Annotated in this window: 19 protein-coding genes, 1 tRNA gene and 1 riboswitch; of the genes, 10 read left to right on the forward strand and 10 right to left on the reverse strand. The window is 35.4% G+C overall.

Annotated features, from left to right (window positions below; translation table 11 throughout):
- The first annotated feature begins 97 nt into the window (after positions 1–97).
- Positions 98–1456, forward strand: a complete 1359-nt coding sequence (gene brnQ, locus ABN099_RS02225) for a branched-chain amino acid transport system II carrier protein (RefSeq protein ID WP_349462078.1) — start codon at positions 98–100, stop codon at positions 1454–1456.
- 77 nt (positions 1457–1533) lie between these two features.
- Here the strand turns inward: brnQ and ABN099_RS02230 are convergent, their stop codons facing one another.
- Together ABN099_RS02230 and ABN099_RS02235 are read right to left on the reverse strand one after the other, a co-directional pair.
- Entirely contained in the window at positions 1534–2373 is an 840-nt protein-coding gene (locus ABN099_RS02230) for an N-acetylmuramoyl-L-alanine amidase (protein WP_349462079.1), read from the reverse strand.
- Between the two features lie 99 nt (positions 2374–2472).
- A complete protein-coding gene (locus tag ABN099_RS02235; protein WP_349462080.1) occupies positions 2473–3945 on the reverse strand; it encodes an alanine/glycine:cation symporter family protein in 1473 nt (490 codons plus the stop codon).
- Positions 3946–5281: 1336 nt separating this feature from the next.
- Here ABN099_RS02235 and ABN099_RS02240 point away from each other — a divergent pair.
- On the forward strand, positions 5282–5515 hold the full coding sequence (locus ABN099_RS02240; protein WP_349462238.1) for a DNA polymerase III subunit theta: 234 nt from the start codon (positions 5282–5284) through the stop codon (positions 5513–5515).
- An 87-nt stretch (positions 5516–5602) separates the two neighbouring features.
- Here ABN099_RS02240 and yebF read toward each other — a convergent pair whose 3' ends face one another.
- A complete protein-coding gene (gene yebF, locus ABN099_RS02245; protein WP_349462081.1) occupies positions 5603–5998 on the reverse strand; it encodes a protein YebF in 396 nt (131 codons plus the stop codon).
- 97 nt (positions 5999–6095) lie between these two features.
- Entirely contained in the window at positions 6096–6278 is a 183-nt protein-coding gene (locus ABN099_RS02250; RefSeq protein ID WP_349462082.1) for a YoaH family protein, read from the reverse strand.
- Positions 6279–6394: 116 nt separating this feature from the next.
- Between ABN099_RS02250 and pabB the strand changes: the two genes are divergently transcribed.
- The 4 genes from pabB (at position 6395) to mntP (ending at position 11139) form a co-directional block, all read left to right on the forward strand.
- The gene (gene pabB, locus ABN099_RS02255) at positions 6395–7780 is read left to right on the forward strand and encodes an aminodeoxychorismate synthase component 1 (protein ID WP_349462083.1); all 1386 of its coding nucleotides are present in this window, start codon (positions 6395–6397) and stop codon (positions 7778–7780) included.
- Positions 7767–8327, forward strand: coding sequence for a CoA pyrophosphatase (locus ABN099_RS02260; protein WP_349462084.1), 561 nt, complete (start codon positions 7767–7769; stop codon positions 8325–8327). Before pabB ends, ABN099_RS02260 begins: the two co-directional genes overlap by 14 nt.
- A gap of 186 nt (positions 8328–8513) precedes the next feature.
- Entirely contained in the window at positions 8514–9875 is a 1362-nt protein-coding gene (locus ABN099_RS02265) for an L-serine ammonia-lyase (RefSeq protein ID WP_349462085.1), read from the forward strand.
- Positions 9876–10352: 477 nt separating this feature from the next.
- Positions 10353–10545: riboswitch (yybP-ykoY riboswitch) on the forward strand.
- Between the two features lie 6 nt (positions 10546–10551).
- Positions 10552–11139 (forward strand): manganese efflux pump MntP, encoded by a 588-nt coding sequence (gene mntP, locus ABN099_RS02270; protein WP_349462086.1) that lies wholly within the window; start codon positions 10552–10554, stop codon positions 11137–11139.
- A 98-nt stretch (positions 11140–11237) separates the two neighbouring features.
- Here mntP and rlmA read toward each other — a convergent pair whose 3' ends face one another.
- Both rlmA and psiE read right to left on the reverse strand, forming a co-directional pair.
- On the reverse strand, positions 11238–12050 hold the full coding sequence (rlmA, locus tag ABN099_RS02275; protein ID WP_349462087.1) for a 23S rRNA (guanine(745)-N(1))-methyltransferase: 813 nt from the start codon (positions 12048–12050) through the stop codon (positions 11238–11240).
- Between the two features lie 106 nt (positions 12051–12156).
- The gene (psiE, locus tag ABN099_RS02280) at positions 12157–12570 is read right to left on the reverse strand and encodes a phosphate-starvation-inducible protein PsiE (RefSeq protein ID WP_349462088.1); all 414 of its coding nucleotides are present in this window, start codon (positions 12568–12570) and stop codon (positions 12157–12159) included.
- Between the two features lie 237 nt (positions 12571–12807).
- Between psiE and ABN099_RS02285 the strand changes: the two genes are divergently transcribed.
- Complete coding sequence (locus ABN099_RS02285; protein ID WP_349462089.1) at positions 12808–13254, forward strand: universal stress protein; 447 nt, start codon at positions 12808–12810, stop codon at positions 13252–13254.
- A gap of 86 nt (positions 13255–13340) precedes the next feature.
- Here ABN099_RS02285 and ABN099_RS02290 read toward each other — a convergent pair whose 3' ends face one another.
- The 3 genes from ABN099_RS02290 to cycA form a co-directional block, all read right to left on the reverse strand.
- Positions 13341–14159: an MBL fold metallo-hydrolase gene (locus tag ABN099_RS02290; protein WP_349462090.1), complete on the reverse strand. Its 819-nt coding sequence runs from the start codon at positions 14157–14159 to the stop codon at positions 13341–13343.
- A gap of 187 nt (positions 14160–14346) precedes the next feature.
- Positions 14347–14781: a universal stress protein gene (locus tag ABN099_RS02295; RefSeq protein ID WP_349462091.1), complete on the reverse strand. Its 435-nt coding sequence runs from the start codon at positions 14779–14781 to the stop codon at positions 14347–14349.
- A gap of 265 nt (positions 14782–15046) precedes the next feature.
- Positions 15047–16456 (reverse strand): D-serine/D-alanine/glycine transporter, encoded by a 1410-nt coding sequence (cycA, locus tag ABN099_RS02300; RefSeq protein WP_349462092.1) that lies wholly within the window; start codon positions 16454–16456, stop codon positions 15047–15049.
- 259 nt (positions 16457–16715) lie between these two features.
- Here cycA and ABN099_RS02305 point away from each other — a divergent pair.
- Both ABN099_RS02305 and ABN099_RS02310 read left to right on the forward strand, forming a co-directional pair.
- Positions 16716–16791, forward strand: a tRNA-Lys gene (locus ABN099_RS02305).
- Positions 16792–16984: 193 nt separating this feature from the next.
- A complete protein-coding gene (locus ABN099_RS02310) occupies positions 16985–17215 on the forward strand; it encodes a hypothetical protein (RefSeq protein WP_249717691.1) in 231 nt (76 codons plus the stop codon).
- Between the two features lie 464 nt (positions 17216–17679).
- Here ABN099_RS02310 and ABN099_RS02315 read toward each other — a convergent pair whose 3' ends face one another.
- The gene (locus ABN099_RS02315) at positions 17680–18129 is read right to left on the reverse strand and encodes a phage regulatory CII family protein (protein WP_349462093.1); all 450 of its coding nucleotides are present in this window, start codon (positions 18127–18129) and stop codon (positions 17680–17682) included.
- 147 nt (positions 18130–18276) lie between these two features.
- On the opposite strand from ABN099_RS02315, the gene ABN099_RS02320 reads away from it, so the two are divergent.
- The gene (locus ABN099_RS02320; RefSeq protein ID WP_349462094.1) at positions 18277–18867 is read left to right on the forward strand and encodes a phage repressor protein CI; all 591 of its coding nucleotides are present in this window, start codon (positions 18277–18279) and stop codon (positions 18865–18867) included.
- The last annotated feature ends 1 nt before the right edge of the window (position 18868 follow it).

The raw sequence follows: 18868 nt of genomic DNA on the forward strand, positions 1-18868 counted from the left end.
AGTATTTTTACAACATAATCACCTATTGAATAGGCTAAATGTAGAATAACAAATATAAATCATTAATATATTTCTTCACAGACAGGTAGTATTAGTTATGCTTTCTACAAAAGATATGCTGATCCTTGGAATGATGGTTTTCGCCCTCTTTCTTGGTGCTGGCAATATTATTTTCCCACCAATGGCTGGTTTTCAATCAGGAAATCAATGGTTCAGTACATCATTAGGATTTCTTGTCACTGGTGTGTTACTTCCATTTCTTACCTTAGTTATTGTTGCTATTCGTGGCCGAGGTGAACGTTTATCAGTCGATTTACCTTCATGGTTCGCGGTCTTATTCTGGATTGCTCTTTACCTTATTGTTGGCTCCACCTTTGCGATGCCTCGTGTAACGAATACCGCCTATGAAATGGGTTTTTTACCTTTAGGTCTTATTGAGAAAAACACGGTAACTCATCTTATTTTTGCCCTTGTTTTTAATATATTAAGTATGTTTTTTATGCTCAAGCAAGGCACGATGATTAGCGCAATTGGTAAGTTTATGACACCAGCATTGCTGGTTTTACTGGTTGTTGTCGGTATTGCTGTTGTTGCTAAACCGCTTTCTCCTATCGAAGAACCTTCAGGCTTATATGCTGTTAATGGCTTTTTCTCTGGCATTATTGATGGCTACCAAACAATGGATGTGCTTTCAGCAATGGCATTTGGGGGAATTGTAGCCCGTGCGTTATATACCAAAGGCATTAATAATCCAAAACAAATAGGTCTAATCACCATTAAAGCAGGCATGATTTCCGTTTTACTTCTTGCCGCACTTTATCTGTGTTTATTCTATTTAGGTGCCACTAGCCATTCGGTTTCTGTTTTTGCCGATCCCGCATTAAATGCCACCAACGGTGGACAAATTTTCTCACGCTATGTTGATGCACTGTTTGGCTCTGTGGGTACTTGGTTAATGGGGGGGATCGTATTACTAGCAAGCATGACAACGTTAGTGGGTGTAACAAGTGCCGCAGCCGATTACTTTGCAACATTCCACCACCGCTTAGGCTATCGCTTTTGGGTAGTTGTATTTACCTTGATGACCACGGTTGTTTCAACATTTGGTCTTGATACCTTATTGCGTGTCACAATCCCTGCATTATTGATGATTTATCCAACTTCTGTAACTTTAGTGTTACTTCAATTTATTCGTAACAAACTCAAAACGCCTCGTTTTACTTATCGCTTTACGATTGGCGTAATTGTATTGATGAGTTTATTCGATACTTTAAAACAATTGAAATGGCTAAATGCGGATTTACTACAGTTATTTAGCTATGTACCACTTTCTGAATATGGCTTAGGTTGGTTACTACCAGGTGCTATTGCTTTTGTGGTTTCACTATTAATTAGCCTAAAATTAAAAGAAGTACCTGTCACAATGGTAACAAAAAAAGCAAATGAAACTGACTAAATATAGTGAGTTATAAAAATAAAAGCCTCTTAAATACTAATGGTATAAGAGGCTTTTTTATTAAACGCAAAATAATATTACGTTCTGTATTTTTGAATTAATGCTTTTAATATCGCCTCTGATTGTGCATCAGGAATACCATTAGCTTTAGCAACTCTAAAATGCATCTGAAATGCCTTCACTACTCTTTGAGTTTGATTATCTAGTACACCACTATTGGGTGTTTGATAACCATATTTCGAAAGCAATTTTTGAAAATTAGCAATATCAACCGGTTCAAACGGATCTCTACCCGCTAAATAAAATTGTACTGATTGCTCATCAGGCGAAGCGCCAATACCTTGCTTTGCAAGTCTTTCCCATGGAAAGAGAGGACCAGGATCAACTTTGCGCTGAGGTGCAATATCACTGTGTCCTAAAACATTTTGAGGCTCTATATCATAACGCTGAATAATATCTTTCATCACCGCGCTAATAGTCACTATTTGATCCGCAGTATAAGGATACCAAAATCTAAATTTACCGTTATCACGATAGCCTAAATTAACAATTTCAATGCCTATCGAACAATGATTAAGGCTTGTTGCATCGCCCCATTGACTTACACCGGCATGCCACGCAATTTGCTGTTCATCCACCAGTGAATAAATAACGGGTTTCCCCTCTCTCTTCATTGGATGAGTCGGTATAAGATAATGACTACTTACTCGCCCTGCGGTTAATACCTTAAACGATTTATCATCGTCCAACGCGGTATAGTGCATCACCAAATATTTTACACAGTCACTGGATTGCTGCTTATTTGGAACGACTTGTGCAATATAACTGCCTCTATCAATATACTTTGATGGTTGCACGCAACTTGTCAGTAGGCTTATCGCTATAAGTAACCCGATGTAATACCTATTTAACCTCATTTTTCATCCTAAAAATTAATAAGCCCAAAGGTAAATTGTAATGAAAAAACCCATATTAAAAAATATGGGTTTCGAGATTTAGCGATTTTTTGTTATTTCTTAAGACTGACCCACTTTTTCACAGTGGATCAACCGCTCCTCAGGAATAATATTGTCTTCCCATATGCCATCTTCAATATCATCTTTTAGCTCAGGATATTGGCTAATATCAAATGTAGGAAGTAGCCCTGCTTTGCGTTGTTGGTTGTAGTCTTTGATAAGTTTCAAAGCAACACCTGAAAGTAAGATAATAGCAACTAAATTAGTTATAGCCATTAATCCCATGGAAAAGTCTGCCATTTTCCACACTAAAGGCATATCGGCTAATGCACCAAACATCACCATCGCCAATACTGCTGAACGTAACAAAAAGAGCCCAGTAGTATGATTACGACCAAGGAAAATCATATTACTTTCAGCATAAGCATAATTAGCAATAATAGATGTAAAGGCGAAAAAGAAGATAGCAATGGCAATAAAGGTACTTCCCCATCCACCGACCGTTGACGATAGCGCCAATTGCGTGAGTTGAATACCGTTAATACCTTCAGGATAACTATCTAATACCCCTGATGACAAAATAATTACCGCTGTAGCGCTACAAATAACCAAGGTATCCATAAATACACCGAGCATTTGAATATAGCCTTGAGATGCTGGATGTGGAGGATAAGGTGTTGCTGATGCAGCTGCATTTGGTGCCGAGCCCATTCCCGCTTCATTAGAAAAGAGTCCGCGTTGAATACCTTGCGTCATTGCTTGGCTAATACCATAACCGATAGCACCGGCTGCTGCTTCTTGTAAACCAAATGCACTATTGAATATTAATAAAAACACTTCAGGTAGTCGTTCAATATGGTTAGCAACAACCCAAAATGCTAATAATAAATAAGCAGTAGCCATAATAGGCACGACTAATTCAGCAACTCGAGCAATCCAACGGAGTCCACCAAAAATAATGATCCCACTAGAAATAACTAAAATAATTCCCACATAAAGAGGGTCAAAATTAAATGCAGAGGCAGTGGCTTGAGCAATAGAGTTAGCTTGAACAGCATTAAACACTAAACCAAAAGCAATAATGAGGAAGATAGCAAACATCACGCCCATCCAACGCATTTTCAGTCCCTTAGTCATATAATAAGCGGGACCACCACGATAATTGCCCTGATCATCTTTAGTTTTATAAAGCTGAGCTAACGTGCTCTCAATCAATGATGTTGCCATGCCAATGACGGCAACAACCCACATCCAAAAAATAGCGCCAGGTCCACCTGCAGTTAATGCGATGGCTACACCTGTAAGATTTCCGGTTCCGACACGCGCCGCTAAGCTAGTACATAATGCTTGAAATGAAGAGATCCCTGATTTATCTGATCTATGGCTATTTTTTAAAATGGAAAACATATGACCAAAATGGCGAATTTGTATAAATCCCGTGCGCACTGTGAAATAGATTCCAACCCCAAGGAGCAAGTAAATAAGGACATATCCCCATAAAATATGGTTTGCAAAGTTTATTAGGTTAGTCAAATTAGTTCTCCTATATAATAACGTATATAACCAATCCTTACATCGTTATAAAAATAATATTTAGGTAGCAGCGTTTTAATAGAATCAGTAAATGATCCCTACCTACTTTTGTCTAATATCAGAATATTGCCATGTTAAAAAACGAGCTGAATGTAACACAATATTATACGTCGTGTATATTTTTTGTTTATTTTTTTATTTATTAGTATTGCATTTTAATTACATCGTTAATTGGTCAGCCTATTTTAATGGATTTAAAATAGCCTATTTTTCATAGTGATAAGTCATAAGTTCATTTAATCATTTAACCAGAAAAGATTACAGATAGATTTTATAAGACACATAAGCTACATATTTAAAAATAATTAAACAGGTTAAAAAACAAACTTAATTAATTATTTAATAACTTTATAGATATATAAATTAATAATGCATCTTAAAATAAAAACTAAAACAAAAAACTAATTTAAATCTATAACAATAGAAATTAACATTTGATTTATATTAAAATTAATACTGATTAACAATAAGACAATTGTTTTGATGGTAGCTATAAAATACTTATAAATTAATAAGATATTATTATATTATACAAAGAAAACATTATAAATAAAATAAAGAATAAGAATAGAGTCTTAATATTAAAAGAAGGTATAATTGATATTAATACTCAAGAGTAAAGAGCGGAAAAGTTTGACTATAATTTAATCACCCTTCATTTAATTTATCTTGCTCTATTCTTACCCCACTGCACAAATAATCATTTCATTTTTTTAATTTATAAAAAAAACAATAATCACGTAAGTTTACTTATTAACCATTTAGTTAATTTTATTTATAATATATCTTTCCCTGGTGTTGTATTATTTTTTGCCCTGCTTCCCCAGCAGGGCTTTTTTTATCATTAAAATTCATATAGTTAACCTTATAAAAAGCTAAAATTAATACAAATAAATCAAACAAAACACGTAATTAAAACAAAAACAACCTTTTATCCATAAGTTTCTATCGTTTAATATTGCACTAAACTAATCTTTATTTACTTTATGTTGATTTGGATCATATTTACCAATGCTTAATCCGTGCTAGCTAAGTTTAATTAGTTTATTAATGTTAATTATAAATAAATATTACTTATTATTTATAAACCAAAAACAATACCCACAAAGTGGTACAAAATTTAATGTATAACGTAGTTGGTTTATTATTAATCTCTTTTAGGGGGATTTTTGAACATCGGATTTGAAATAGTACTCCCTTTATTTTTATTTTATCCACTTGTATTAACTCTGAGGCGCTTTTACCTTACAATCGATGCTATTAGGGAGAAAAAATGATGACTTATAACCTTTCACTATTAACCCAAGAAAAAAAAGATAAAATTAATGTCAGCTTGGCTGCATCTGGGGTAGCATTTAAAGAACGCTACAATATGCCAGTCGTTGCTGAGGCAGTCGCGAGAGAACAACCTCAATATTTAAGGGAATTTTTTCAAGAAAGGCTGGTATTTTATCGTGCAAGAAGTCAGCACTACTCGCGCTTACCTTTTGAACCACAATCAAAGAAATAATAAAAAAACACCCCAAAGCTGAATTTCAACATTGGGGTGTGGTTTAAATCTTTTAATTCTCTTATTTACTTTTCTCTTTACTATTTACTATTTAGAAGAGACATAAGTAATTTTTTTCTCATCACAATTTACTTCTACATTGTAACGAAGGTCTGTACGTGCACCACGCACATTTAATGTAATGTGGTAGTTATTATCCATCTTGATAACATCATTTGCATTAATGGTAACAACAGGTTTTGGACCTAGTTCTTTTTTGTCATCCTGCCAACGAGGTAAACGATTTTGTAGATAATCATTTTTAACTCTTGTCGCCAACTGATCTTTATCTAGATTTATACAACTAGCGAATGGTGCTGAACGAACAATATCATTTTCTGTCGTTTCTTTTTTGACACTTTCTGCAGATGCTCCAAAAGAAACCGCAAGTAAAAGCACTGCACTCAGCATCCCTGTTTGACCAACTAGCTTGCTTAATTTCATACAACCTCCCGAAAATATCCCTTAAAGCAGGATCTGTTTTTTATTAAGCATAGCATAAGGAAAACGGGGTAATTGTGATATTTGTTAAAAAAATGTTTTATTCGTCATCGTCATCAAACATGATAGAAACAGATTCACGAGTAGTATGCTTTTCACGTAACTCTTGGGCGACTAATTGGATAGCTTCACCACTGCTCATGCCATCAGCCATCAGGGTTTGAATTTTTTCTACTGCTTTTTGCTGTTCTTCATGTGTTAATGTAGGCATTCCTAGAAACATAATGTTACTCTTATCTTTATCGATTTTGATTTCTATTTTGTATTTACATAAATGTTATCATTTGTGAATAATTACAGCTTAGTACATACAAAATACTTTATTTAAATGGTCATAAAATGGATATGCAATTACAACAACGTGAATTAACCTATACTCCAGATTTAGCACTACAGGTATTTACACCAATAGCCTCATTACCTTGGTCTAGTTTACTTCATTCAGGCTTTGCCGAACATCCTCATAACCGTTTTGATATTGTGGTATCCGACCCTGTTATTACTTTAGAAACACGTAAACAGACAACCACCATTAAAGAAAAAAATGCGGCGGTTAAACGTTCTAAAAAAGATCCTTTCACACTGATTCAAACCGCTCTGGCGCGTTTTGATTTTCACCCCACTCAAGATGATGCACTACCTTTTTTAGGCGGAGCACTTGGTATTTGGAGTTACGATTTAGGTCGTCGCCTTGAGACAATACCAGATATTGCGAAAAATGAATTGAATTTCGCAGATATGGCGGTAGGGATCTACGATTGGGCACTTATTGTCGACCATAAACTACATAAAGCAACTTTAATTAGCTATCATGATATTGATGCTCGTCTACAGTGGCTAGAAAATCAAACCAATACAAGCGGTAATAAAACCTTTGAATTAACGAGTGATTGGCAATCTAATATTAGTAGTGATGAATACAATGAAAAAATAGCTAAAATTCATCAATATTTATTATCAGGTGATTGTTACCAAGTTAATCTTGCACAACGCTTCTCTGCTAGTTATACAGGTGATGAATGGAATGCATTCTTGACCTTAAATAACGCTAATAAAGCACCCTTTTCATCTTTTATGTGCTTGCCTAATAATTTTGTTATTAGTGTTTCACCTGAACGTTTTATTCATCTAGTTAATAACAAAATAGAAACTCGACCAATAAAAGGGACATTACCCCGTAAAGCATCGCCTGACGAAGATGACGAACAAGCACAATTACTCGCAAATTCGCGCAAAGATCGTGCTGAAAACTTAATGATTGTCGATTTAATGCGTAATGATATTGGCAAAGTCGCCTGTACAGGTTCGGTTAACGTTCCTGAACTTTTTGTTGTTGAACGTTTTCCTGCTGTTCATCATTTAGTCAGCACCATTACCGCTGAACTGCCTGAACATTTAACAGCAACTGATTTATTACGTGCTGCTTTTCCGGGTGGATCAATTACGGGTGCACCAAAAATTAGAGCAATGGAAATTATTGAGGAGTTAGAACCTCATCGTCGCCATGGCTATTGCGGTGCAATTGGTTACATTAGTTTTTGTGGCACAATGGATACAAATATCAGTATTAGAACCTTATTGACCGAGAAAAACAGAATCTACTGCTGGGCGGGTGGTGGTATTGTTGCTGACAGCGTTGCTGAAAAAGAGTACCAAGAAACCTTTGATAAGCTTGGAAAGATATTAACCACCTTAAGTGAGCCAAACCTCGATGACACCCATTGATAATTTTATCAATCGATTTCAACTCACATTACCTGATCCGGTAAATCAGCCTTCTCATTCTCAAAAAACGGCAGCTGTCTTGCTGCCGATTATTAATAAACCTGTCCCAACTCTGTTATTAACAGAACGTGCATCTACATTGCGCTCTCATGCAGGACAAGTTGCCTTACCTGGTGGTAAACGCGATCCTGAAGACACTAACCTTATTCAAACCGCGTTAAGAGAAGCGCACGAAGAAGTTGCCATTCCCCCTAGTGCTGTTTCTGTTATTGGGCAACTAGCACCTTTGCAAAGCGCTAGTGGTTATCTGGTTACACCTATTATTGGTGTTATTCCTGCGGGACTTCCTTTACGCCATAACCCTGACGAAGTCGCCTCTATTTTTGAAATACCATTAAGTTATGTGCTTAATGCTCAACAGTATCAAGCGCTAGATTTTCGCCATTCTGGTAAAAAACAGCGTATCTATTTTTATCCATATGACGGGCATCTCGTTTGGGGATTAACCGCTGCAATTTTACATAAACTGGCGCTTCAGATTACTTAATTTGTCTCTTTGTTATTCAGTTTGTGGGTTTTCTCGTCGCAATCATAACTGTACTTAGCTATTTTAAAAAAATGTTGTAAACTACATCATTAACGGGACGATATAACCGTAAAAACGATCCCCTTACTATAAATAACTATATTTTTCCTTTTTTTAACCCTCTCTCTTATTATTAAGGAGTCTGACGTGATTAGCGTTTTCGACATGTTTAAAGTGGGCATTGGACCATCTAGCTCTCATACCGTAGGACCAATGAAAGCGGGTAAAGAATTTGTCGATGATTTAGTCAGCCAGGAACTGATTGCGTCTGTCACTCGTGTAGCTGTTGATGTTTACGGCTCATTATCATTGACAGGCAAAGGCCACCATACTGATATCGCTATTATTATGGGACTAGCTGGCAACGCACCTGCAACAGTTGATATTGACGGTATTCCCGGTTTTATTCGTGAAGTAGAAGAAACGGGTCGCTTATCATTAGCAAATGGGTTACAAGTCGTCGATTTTCCAAAAGAAAGCATGCACTTTAGCAATGATAATCTTTCATTACATGAAAACGGCATGACCATTCATGCTTTTGCTGGTGATAAAGAGATCTACAGAAAAACTTACTACTCAATTGGTGGTGGTTTTATTGTTGACGAAGAAAACTTCGGTAAATCTACCGTTGATAGTCAGCCAGTCTCTTATCCTTATGCAAGTGCTGAAGCGTTATTAAAACACTGCAAAGAAACCGGTTTATCCATTTCCAGCTTGATGATGAAAAATGAGTTAGACCTTCATACTCAAGCTGAAATTAGCGCTTATTTTGCTGATGTTTATAAAACGATGCAGGAGTGTATCGAACACGGTCTAAATACTGAAGGTATATTACCAGGACCCTTGCGTGTTCCTCGTCGTGCAGCGGCATTAAATCGTCTGTTAACATCAAGCAACAGTCTTTCAAACGATCCAATGAAAGTTGTTGATCTTATCAACATGTTTGCCCTTGCTGTTAATGAAGAAAACGCTGCTGGTGGACGTGTTGTTACGGCGCCAACTAATGGTGCATGTGGTATTGTTCCAGCGGTATTAGCTTACTATGATCGCTGTATCGAACCCGTTACGCCTGAAACTTACCTACGTTACTTTTTAGCCTCTGGTGCTGTTGGTATTCTCTATAAAATGAATGCCTCTATTTCAGGCGCTGAAGTTGGCTGCCAAGGTGAAGTAGGCGTTGCTTGTTCAATGGCTGCTGCTGGTCTTGCTGAACTATTAGGTGGAAGTCCTGAGCAAGTTTGTATTGCTGCTGAAATAGGCATGGAACACAACCTTGGTTTAACTTGTGACCCAGTTGCAGGTCAAGTACAAGTACCTTGTATCGAACGTAATGCGATAGCGTCTGTAAAAGCAGTTAACGCAGCACGTATGGCAATACGCCGTACCAGTGAGCCTCGTGTTTCTCTCGATAAAGTTATCGAAACTATGTATGAAACAGGTAAAGACATGAATGCAAAATACCGTGAGACATCTCGTGGTGGATTAGCAATTAAAGTTCAATGTGACTAATTACCTCTTTTTTAACACCAAAAGCCATTCAAATTGAATGGCTTTTTTATATTTCTTATTTATTTTTTACGATGTTAAGTGATAGAAAAATAACATAAAAATAATCTTAAATATAAAAAATAAAGTTAATCAATTTATATCTTTATAAAAAATAATTATTTTAAACTTTATTAAACACCTATTAATTGTGCGCTTATTTAACTTTCGTTTAAAAACCAACGTACTTTAAAGCTTATATTTACTACGTGTATTTATATTTAAATAAGTCAAAAAATTTATAATTTAAATAATTAGAACCCATTGTTTATTACATGGTTAATATTTCATCATATTGAAATTTATCATTTTTTTAACATTGTATGATATTTATAAATATATATTAGCTTCACGCTTTTAATAATGATAATTATTATCAATATCATCTTTGAAATATATTAAATAATATGTTGCCTTTAAAGAATAATATGTTATCTTCTGCACCAAGTCATTGGGGAGTAGCCTGTTTCAAGAATAAGAACTTTATTTTTGAAAAGTCTGTATCAACATACTCGCTTATTTTCATCTAGCGTGGTGCAGATGCCGTTTAACGGTTGGCAAGACCATAGACACATAATTGTACTTCTTTGGTTGGGGGGCAATTTTGTGTATATGGAATCACCCAACCGAGGCTATATTTATGAGTTTCTACGCCACTATCATTCTTGCCCTTGCCCTTTCTATGGATGCATTTGCTGTCGCAATCTGTAAAGGTGCCACACTGCATAAACCCCGTTTTCGTGAAGCACTCCGTACTGGATTTATATTTGGCATTATCGAAGCCAGCACCCCAGTTATAGGTTGGGCATTAGGTCTTTATACCAGCCAATATATTATACAGTGGGATCACTGGGTTGCCTTTGGTTTATTATTTGTGCTTGGTAGCCGAATGATCTATCAAAGCCTGAAACGTGGTGATGAGTGCCCTTGTGAAGAAGATGCCCCACAGCGCCATGGCTCCCTATCACTGATTGCAACAGGCATTGCTACCAGCCTTGACGCAATGGCTATTGGTGTTGGTCTTGCATTTCTTCAAGTAAATATCGTTCATACGGCAATGACCATTGGTATGATGACAATGATCATGGCGACACTCGGTATGCTGATTGGTCGTTACGTAGGCCCAGTTCTGGGTAAAAAAGCAGAAGTTGTCGGTGGTATTGTATTAATTGCTATCGGTTTTAATATTGTTTTTGAACATCTTGAATTGTTTATGTACGCCAACTAATTACAAAAATAAAAAGCTTAGGTGTAATTTCCCTAAGCTTTTTATGTTTATCTCGCGCTATTTTTAATCTATTTTTTCTTTATATATCATAAAATTCTTTAAATATGCTGGTATATACGGATCAAAAAATCGGTCTCACATTCAAACGTTTTACTCGCAAGCAATGACTGTTTTGCCTCTTCACTTGAACGCCAAGCAAAGGGTGTCATCTGCAACAAATCAAACGCTTGTTTACCACTTAAATTCATTTTATAAGCAACTTGATGCTCAGCGATTTTTATAAAATCATTAAACTCTTCTTCTTTTAATGGATGAAGATGAACTTGTGGATAAATCAATGCTTTAAGCTGATAGAGATGTCTAGGTGCTGGCGTTACAGTAATAATATAGCCATCTTTTGCGATAACTCTGGTTAATTCAGTACCATTACAAGGCGCATAAATTCGCACAACGGCATTTAAAGAAGCATCACAAAATGGTAATCGCTGACTTGATGCAACACAAAATTGAATAGATGAATAACGTTTTGCTGCATATTTGATTGCAACTTTAGACACATCTAAACCATAAATCTGTGGATTTTTTGACTTTAATTCTTGATAAAAATGGTCGGTATAATAACCTTCGCCACAACCAATATCCAGAACCGCACAATTATTTTCAGACAATAATGTTCCCATTAAATCAGCAACTTTATCGCGCATTGGTTGATAAAAACCAGCATCTAAAAATTCTCGGCGTGCACTGATCATTTCATTGCTATCACCGGGCTCTTTTGAACGCTTAAATTGTACAGGCAATAAATTAACATATCCCTCTTTAGCACAATCAAAGTGATGGTTATTTTCACATACCCAACTGTGTGCATTTAATGAGAGTGATTGATTACATAATGGACATTGATAAGACATAATAATTTTGCGTAACTCAGAATAAATTTAAGGGAGATAATAACATATCTCCCTCATTGTGCGGATAACGACTGCTGTTATTTTTAGTCTGATGCGACTTGATTGATTAAGCTCGTTTTAATTTTTCAGTATTCGCAATAAACAGCGCGATAACTAACAGTAAAATAGCACCAGATTGAATTAACGTATCCATCGAGTTTTTATGCTCAACAATAATAAGACGCACTATTGCCGTAATACCGATATAAATAAAATATCTTAGTGGGAAATGTCCACCAGATAGAAAATATTTAACAATAAGAGCAATAAACTCGAAATAGAGGAAATAGATAAGGATCCCCTCTAACAACTGATAAGACGACTCTTGTGCACCTAAATTAAACAACAGTGATGCAATCACATAAGTCTCTTTGATAAGAAAACTAACCAGTACAACCGCTAAAATTAGTAACCCAATATTGAGTACCCACTGTAATAACGTGGCAATGCATTTAAGTAACTCTTCGCTCGATTTTTTCATGTTATTTGTAACCTAATGGTGTCGTTCCCTGAAAAATAGAATAACGGCAAAATGCCAATAAGTAGACTTAATAAAATTTTAAAGGATTTAATATTTCATCACACCATTTTTTTATCTTTTAGAGCCTAAAAATCAAGAATAATGGTGCAATAATCGCAATATTTACTTTTAAATTTCAAATTGTAAGCTAATTTACTTATACTGTTAGAAAGAGTTTAATTATTACAAAGGCAAACTATGGCTAAGACGATACTTGTAGCAATTGACTTATTAGAAGATAGCATAATCCAACGAATGATCACTGATGTTCAGTTTTTAGCTAGAAAACCAGAGAATTATTTCCACTTTATTACTGTGATGCCAAATTTACGTTCACTTGAAGCTTATGGCCTTAATTGTGATAGCCCATCTGTAATAGCAAAAAAGAATCAAGCACTAATTTTATTAACTGAGAAACTTAAACTGTGTATAAAACAGCAGTTTGATTTACCTGAAAATCAATATCTGTGTCATGCCGTTATTGGCACGCCTAATTACAATATTCTCGAATTGGCAGATAAAGTTAATGCTGATGCGATAGTGATTGGTTCAAGCTCTCGCAATAAACGTAATATTTTACTAGGCTCGACTGCTGATTATATCGTCAATAACACACCACGATCGGTACTTGTGATCCGCCGGTAGACCTATCTATATTCTCTTATTTGGCAATGGCTTATTTAAGTTTAAGTTGTTGCCATTTTATGCGTTAACAACAGAGAACCTTTATACTACTCAAAAGATAATGTTTGACCTGCATTAAAATCTTTCGCATTTAAATATTTTCTGCCTAATAACCCGGTACAGTGACAACCATAAACCTCAACATGCCCTTCTATTGCTTTTTTGGCTCGTTGTAATGCTGCAGGGGTAGCACAGCGTAAATGTAATCCACCGACTATCGCTTGGATCTGGTTATTACCCGTTATTTTTTTAGCATGCTGAATAATAGACTCAATTCCTGAATGACTACACCCTGTAATAATTACCAGCCCTTTACTTCCTTGCCAAATAAGAAAGCTATCATCTAATACATAGTCATCCATTTCACCTGAATCATGAACAATAACACCATAGCGTTTATTGACTTGTCGATGAGTGACTTGCCCTGAATAAATAAAATGTTGGTTTATTGATAACGGTGTATCAGTGAGTTCAAAAGTAAATTGTGATTCTAATTTTTGCCTATCAAAAAGCGGAGCTAATCGTTTAAATTTAATATTTTTATTGCCTAAAAATAGCGCTGAATAGCGGACAGAAAAAAGGTATGGGTGCGCAATAATTCGTGGTTTTGTGGTAAAGAAATTCGCTGGGATTTGAGTTAAACCACCAAAATGGTCGTAATGCCCGTGAGAGACCACAATGGTATCAACCTCTTTTAAATCAATGCCCATTTTTTGGCTATTTGATATAAAAGTAAGATCTTTTCCTGTATCAAAAATTATTTTAGTCTGACTTTTACTATCTTCAAGTAAAAGTGATAGCCCAGGATAATGGCTAAGTGATGGATTAATCGATTTATTTTCTAGCAGTGCAGTAATGGTTAACATAGGCTTTTTAATTATTATCGTTAGCAGAGTATAAAACATAATAATTAAAATTTATAAGCTAGCCAAATATAATAGTGATTTATTTGTGCGGTAAAGGCATCGCGATAACTAACCATCTTACTACTGCGATGCCACTATAATCACCCAATAGTCCTAACGGGTAAGATCCAGCGGATACCCTATCGTTTTATCGTACAACCATCACTGAACGTTTTGCATAACGAGTAATATCTGCAGCTGTTGAGCCTAAGTGATAAATATCTATTTCAGGGTTATGAGAACTAATGATAATTAAGTCAGCATCAATTTCATCCGCTATTTGTAATATGGCGTCTCTTGGTTTTCCAATGCAGATATGCGTTTCTACTCTGTCATCAGGTAAATCAAAACGCCCAATAATTTTTTTCACCTCAAGTTCTGCTGACGTTTTTAAACATCCTTGATCTAATTGATCGCCATTCATAACTAAGCGATAGTAAGATGATTGTGGCAACTTAGGTAGCACATATAAAAAATGAACATGAGAATCTTCATTTTTTGCAATATCCTCTACCAATGGAATTGCTTTATTCATCAAATTATCTTCATCGATATCAATGGGAACCAAAATATTCTTATACATACCGCCTCCTTTTATTTTACTTGTAGGATAGTGTATTTTTAAAAAAATACCGGATGCAGTTAACATATTTTATAAATATTTTATTACTGTAATTTAACGGCTACTTTTCATTCAAAAAGACAATGAAAACCAAATAAATTAAATAATTAAAGTAAAAAATAAAATTTATTTAACTCGGATTTAATTTATTTTTGTTATGTAAAAAAGCCTTACCACAATTATGGTAAGGCTTAATTTCAATTTGTATTTTTAATCTAGCAACTTATTATTGAGCTGCTATTTTTTGCTTACGCTTTTTAACGTATTGGTAGCCGATTGCCAAGGCAATAAACCATATAGGGGTTACGCTTAGTGCTTGGCGAGTATCATGTTCTAGTGCCAGTAAAATGGTCATAAAGGCAAAAAAGGCTAAACATAACCACGACATAAAAATACCTAATGGCATTTTATAAATGGATTTTTGATGAAGTTGTGGTCGCTTTTTACGGTAGGCTAAATAAGAGCATAAAATCATGCTCCAGATAAACATAAATAGCAATGCAGAGACCGTAGTAACCAACGTAAATACATGCATCACATCGGGAATAAAATAAATTAATATAATGCCGCACGATAAACATAGGCTAGTAAATAATAGCCCATTCGCAGGTACTGCACGTTTAGATAACTGGCTAAACTGCTTTGGTGCTTCACCTTCTTTAGATAATCCAAACAACATACGGCTGGTTGAAAATATTCCGCTATTGGCTGAAGACGCTGCGGCGGTTAAAACAACAAAGTTAACTAAACTTGCAGCGGCAGGAATTCCTATCATGACAAATAACTCAACGAAAGGACTTTTATCTGCCAAAATTGAGCGCCAAGGTGTTACAGACATAATAATCGCGAGTGCCAATACGTAAAAAGTAATAATACGAATAGGAATAGCGTTAATTGCTTTAGGTAGTGATTTTTCGGGATCACGCGTTTCTGCGGCAGCGGTACCAACTAATTCAATTCCCACAAAAGCAAAAATAGCGATTTGAAAACCAGCAAAAAACCCGCTGAGCCCTTTAGGAAACATTCCGCCATCATTCCAAATATTTTCAAGCGCTGCGGTATGCCCTGCTGGCGATTGAAATCCCATACTGATTAGCACCACACCCACGATGATTAATGACACAATCGCGGTAATTTTTATCATTGAGAACCAAAACTCCATTTCACCAAAGAGTTTCACGGTTGCTAAATTTAAAATCAGCAATGTTAATACACAGATAAAAGAAGTCCCCCATTCAGGGAAACCCGGCGCCCAATAGCTAATATAAGAAGTAATTGCAACAATATCGGCAATGCCCGTAATTACCCAGCAAAACCAATATGTCCAGCCGACAAAAAAGCCAGCCCAAGGTCCTAATAAATCACCAGCAAAATCACTAAATGATTTATATTCTAAATTAGATAATAGAAGCTCGCCCATTGCTCTCATTACAAAGAACAGGACAAAACCAATAATCATATAGACAAAAATAATTGATGGTCCAGCTAACGAGATGGTTTTCCCTGATCCCATAAATAAACCAGTACCGATAGCACCACCAATAGCAATCAATTGAATATGACGATTTGTTAGCCCGCGTTGAAGAGTGGCATTTTTCACTCTAACGGGCTGAGATAGTTGTGTTTGATCTTCCATACAATACCTGAAGTGTGTTTATATTTTTCGATGTTGTTTTGCCACTATTTTATTTTTTGACGTGGCTATGTTTGCGAAATTATTGTGACATAAATCTCAGTATAAGTAATGAAAAGATCACATTTAGTCAAAGAGATGATGCATTGATAACCAGACAAGATCCTTTTTTTAAAGTAATTGACGATATTTTATTCATTCAGAAAAAAAATGGTATTAAAGGGTTGACCACGGCTATTGAGAGGAGAATAATCAGCGCATCGGGTTGTTAGCTCAGTCGGTAGAGCAGTTGACTCTTAATCAATTGGTCGGGGGTTCGAACCCCCCACGACCCACCAAATTTAAGCTGATAAATCAGACATTTATGCCACTTAGTAATAAGTGGCTTTTTTGTATCTGGAAGAAAGTGGCGACAAAATGGCGACAGAGATTTTTTTACTCTTTAGCTTCTGCATAGAAGTTTACATTCCATATCTTCCTTAGTATGTTTATATATCAATCAACCAGATATATTCAAATAAGGTATACTTTATGAAAGAAATATTATTTATTTCAGAAACTAGCTTTGCAGAACCAATAATGATGAATGAAGAAAATGATTATCTAATTTATAATTATAAAGATAATGAGTCAGGAGAAAATATAACAAAAAAACTTCCAATAGAAGAATATCTAATTAATGATAAAAAATACCTAATTATAAAAGAAAGTAAATTAATTACTCCCGAAAGAATAGAATATGAAATATCAAATTTTTATTAACTTTTTCAGTTTCAAAAATCTATAACTCACTGAAAAATAAATATTCTTAAAAATGCTCTCGCGTAAAATGTGGATCATCAATCCCACGTAAAGTATGAAATTTCTTTTATTATCAATGCGTTATTTTTTTATCGTGATCCTTTTTCTATCCCTCAAACTGAAATAACCTGAAATCTTTTACAATCATTTCAGTTTGACGCCAGCGCAAAGAACCCAATCCCCGCGCGCCCTCACGATATGTTTTGTAAAAATTTAAAACTGAAATATTTTTTTGATCCAAATTGTGCAGGCGGGTGCGGAGTAGTGCGTTTTACGTGGTGAATGATTTTATTTCGTGGGGATTATGCGCACTGTAGCGCGCGCTATCGATGCGATCCATTTTGAGTTAATGCAAATGGCATATGCGCGACTATATTGATGGGTATAGAAAGCCCACAATCGAGGGCAAGAATGATAATTGATTTTCAACCAATAAAGGATGAATACTTCTGTTTAAGTCCTGCTGATTTCCTGCCTGTATTTATAATCACCAACGTTAAATAACGAATTACCGTATTAACAGAACGTTTAAATTCAGCAACACATGCATTATTTAAATTACCACCTGATACTGTATTGGTTGCTAACTTCCCTACTTCACCAACTACCGTTAATAAATAAGCAAGCACATTAGAATCACATGTTTCATTAGCGAGCACTGACGGCTGACATTGCATCTGTTCTAGCACACCATTAAGAATCGATGCGTCTTCTATTGCATTAGTCAACTTCATATCAATTAATTTAGCACGTAAAAGTAAACGCCCATCAGAAATTATGTCACGAATGGTTAATCTAGATAGTCCAGTACACTTATTAAATACGTCAATTGTAAGATAAGAAATATTTATGTTGATTGTAATATTAGGACGCATAAGGCAAAATCTCCTATTCGATGTCACTCGATGCTATTCAATACTATTCGTTACTTTCCATAACGTGAAGACTAGTTCGCTTTTTCGCGAATAGTCGATATTCAGTAATAAACACTTCACGTTTTGCGTAATTAAGGGTTATTTAAGATGAACCAGCCTTTTGACTTTGTGTTCTGTGAAAGCAGTGGTGAGGTGTTAGATAGAATAATAGAAGCCTATGGTTTTACTTCAAAAATAATGCTAGCTGAACACTTCAATATGGGAGCTAGCGGTATATCAGGAAGATATAAACGTAATAATTTTCCAGCTGATATGGTTGTACGTTGCATGTATGAAACAGGTGCTAATTTAGAGTGGTTAGCATTTGGTGAAGGCAAACCGTTTAACCATGAAAAACTAGACAACTTAAAAATTCCTAACTTTCAACTAAAAAACGGACAACTCATACCCTCAGACCATATCATGTTTGATAAAGTAATTTTCCCCAATCAATCCCCTTTGCCATCAGAGCCAATATCTATCCAAGATAGAAATAGTTACTTCATTATTGATAAAAAATATAACGATATTTTCGATGGAAAATGGCTCATCGAAATTGATGGAAAAAATAGCATTAGAGAGCTGACTAGAATGCCTATGCAACGCGTTAGAGTTTCAGGTATTGGAATGGCTTTTGATTGTGAAATTTCTGATATAAAAATTCGCGGTCGAGTAATTACTATTATTGAAAATCAGTAAC

Origin of the sequence: Proteus hauseri, assembly GCF_040139125.1 — a bacterium.
Lineage (GTDB): Bacteria > Pseudomonadota > Gammaproteobacteria > Enterobacterales > Enterobacteriaceae > Proteus > Proteus hauseri_B.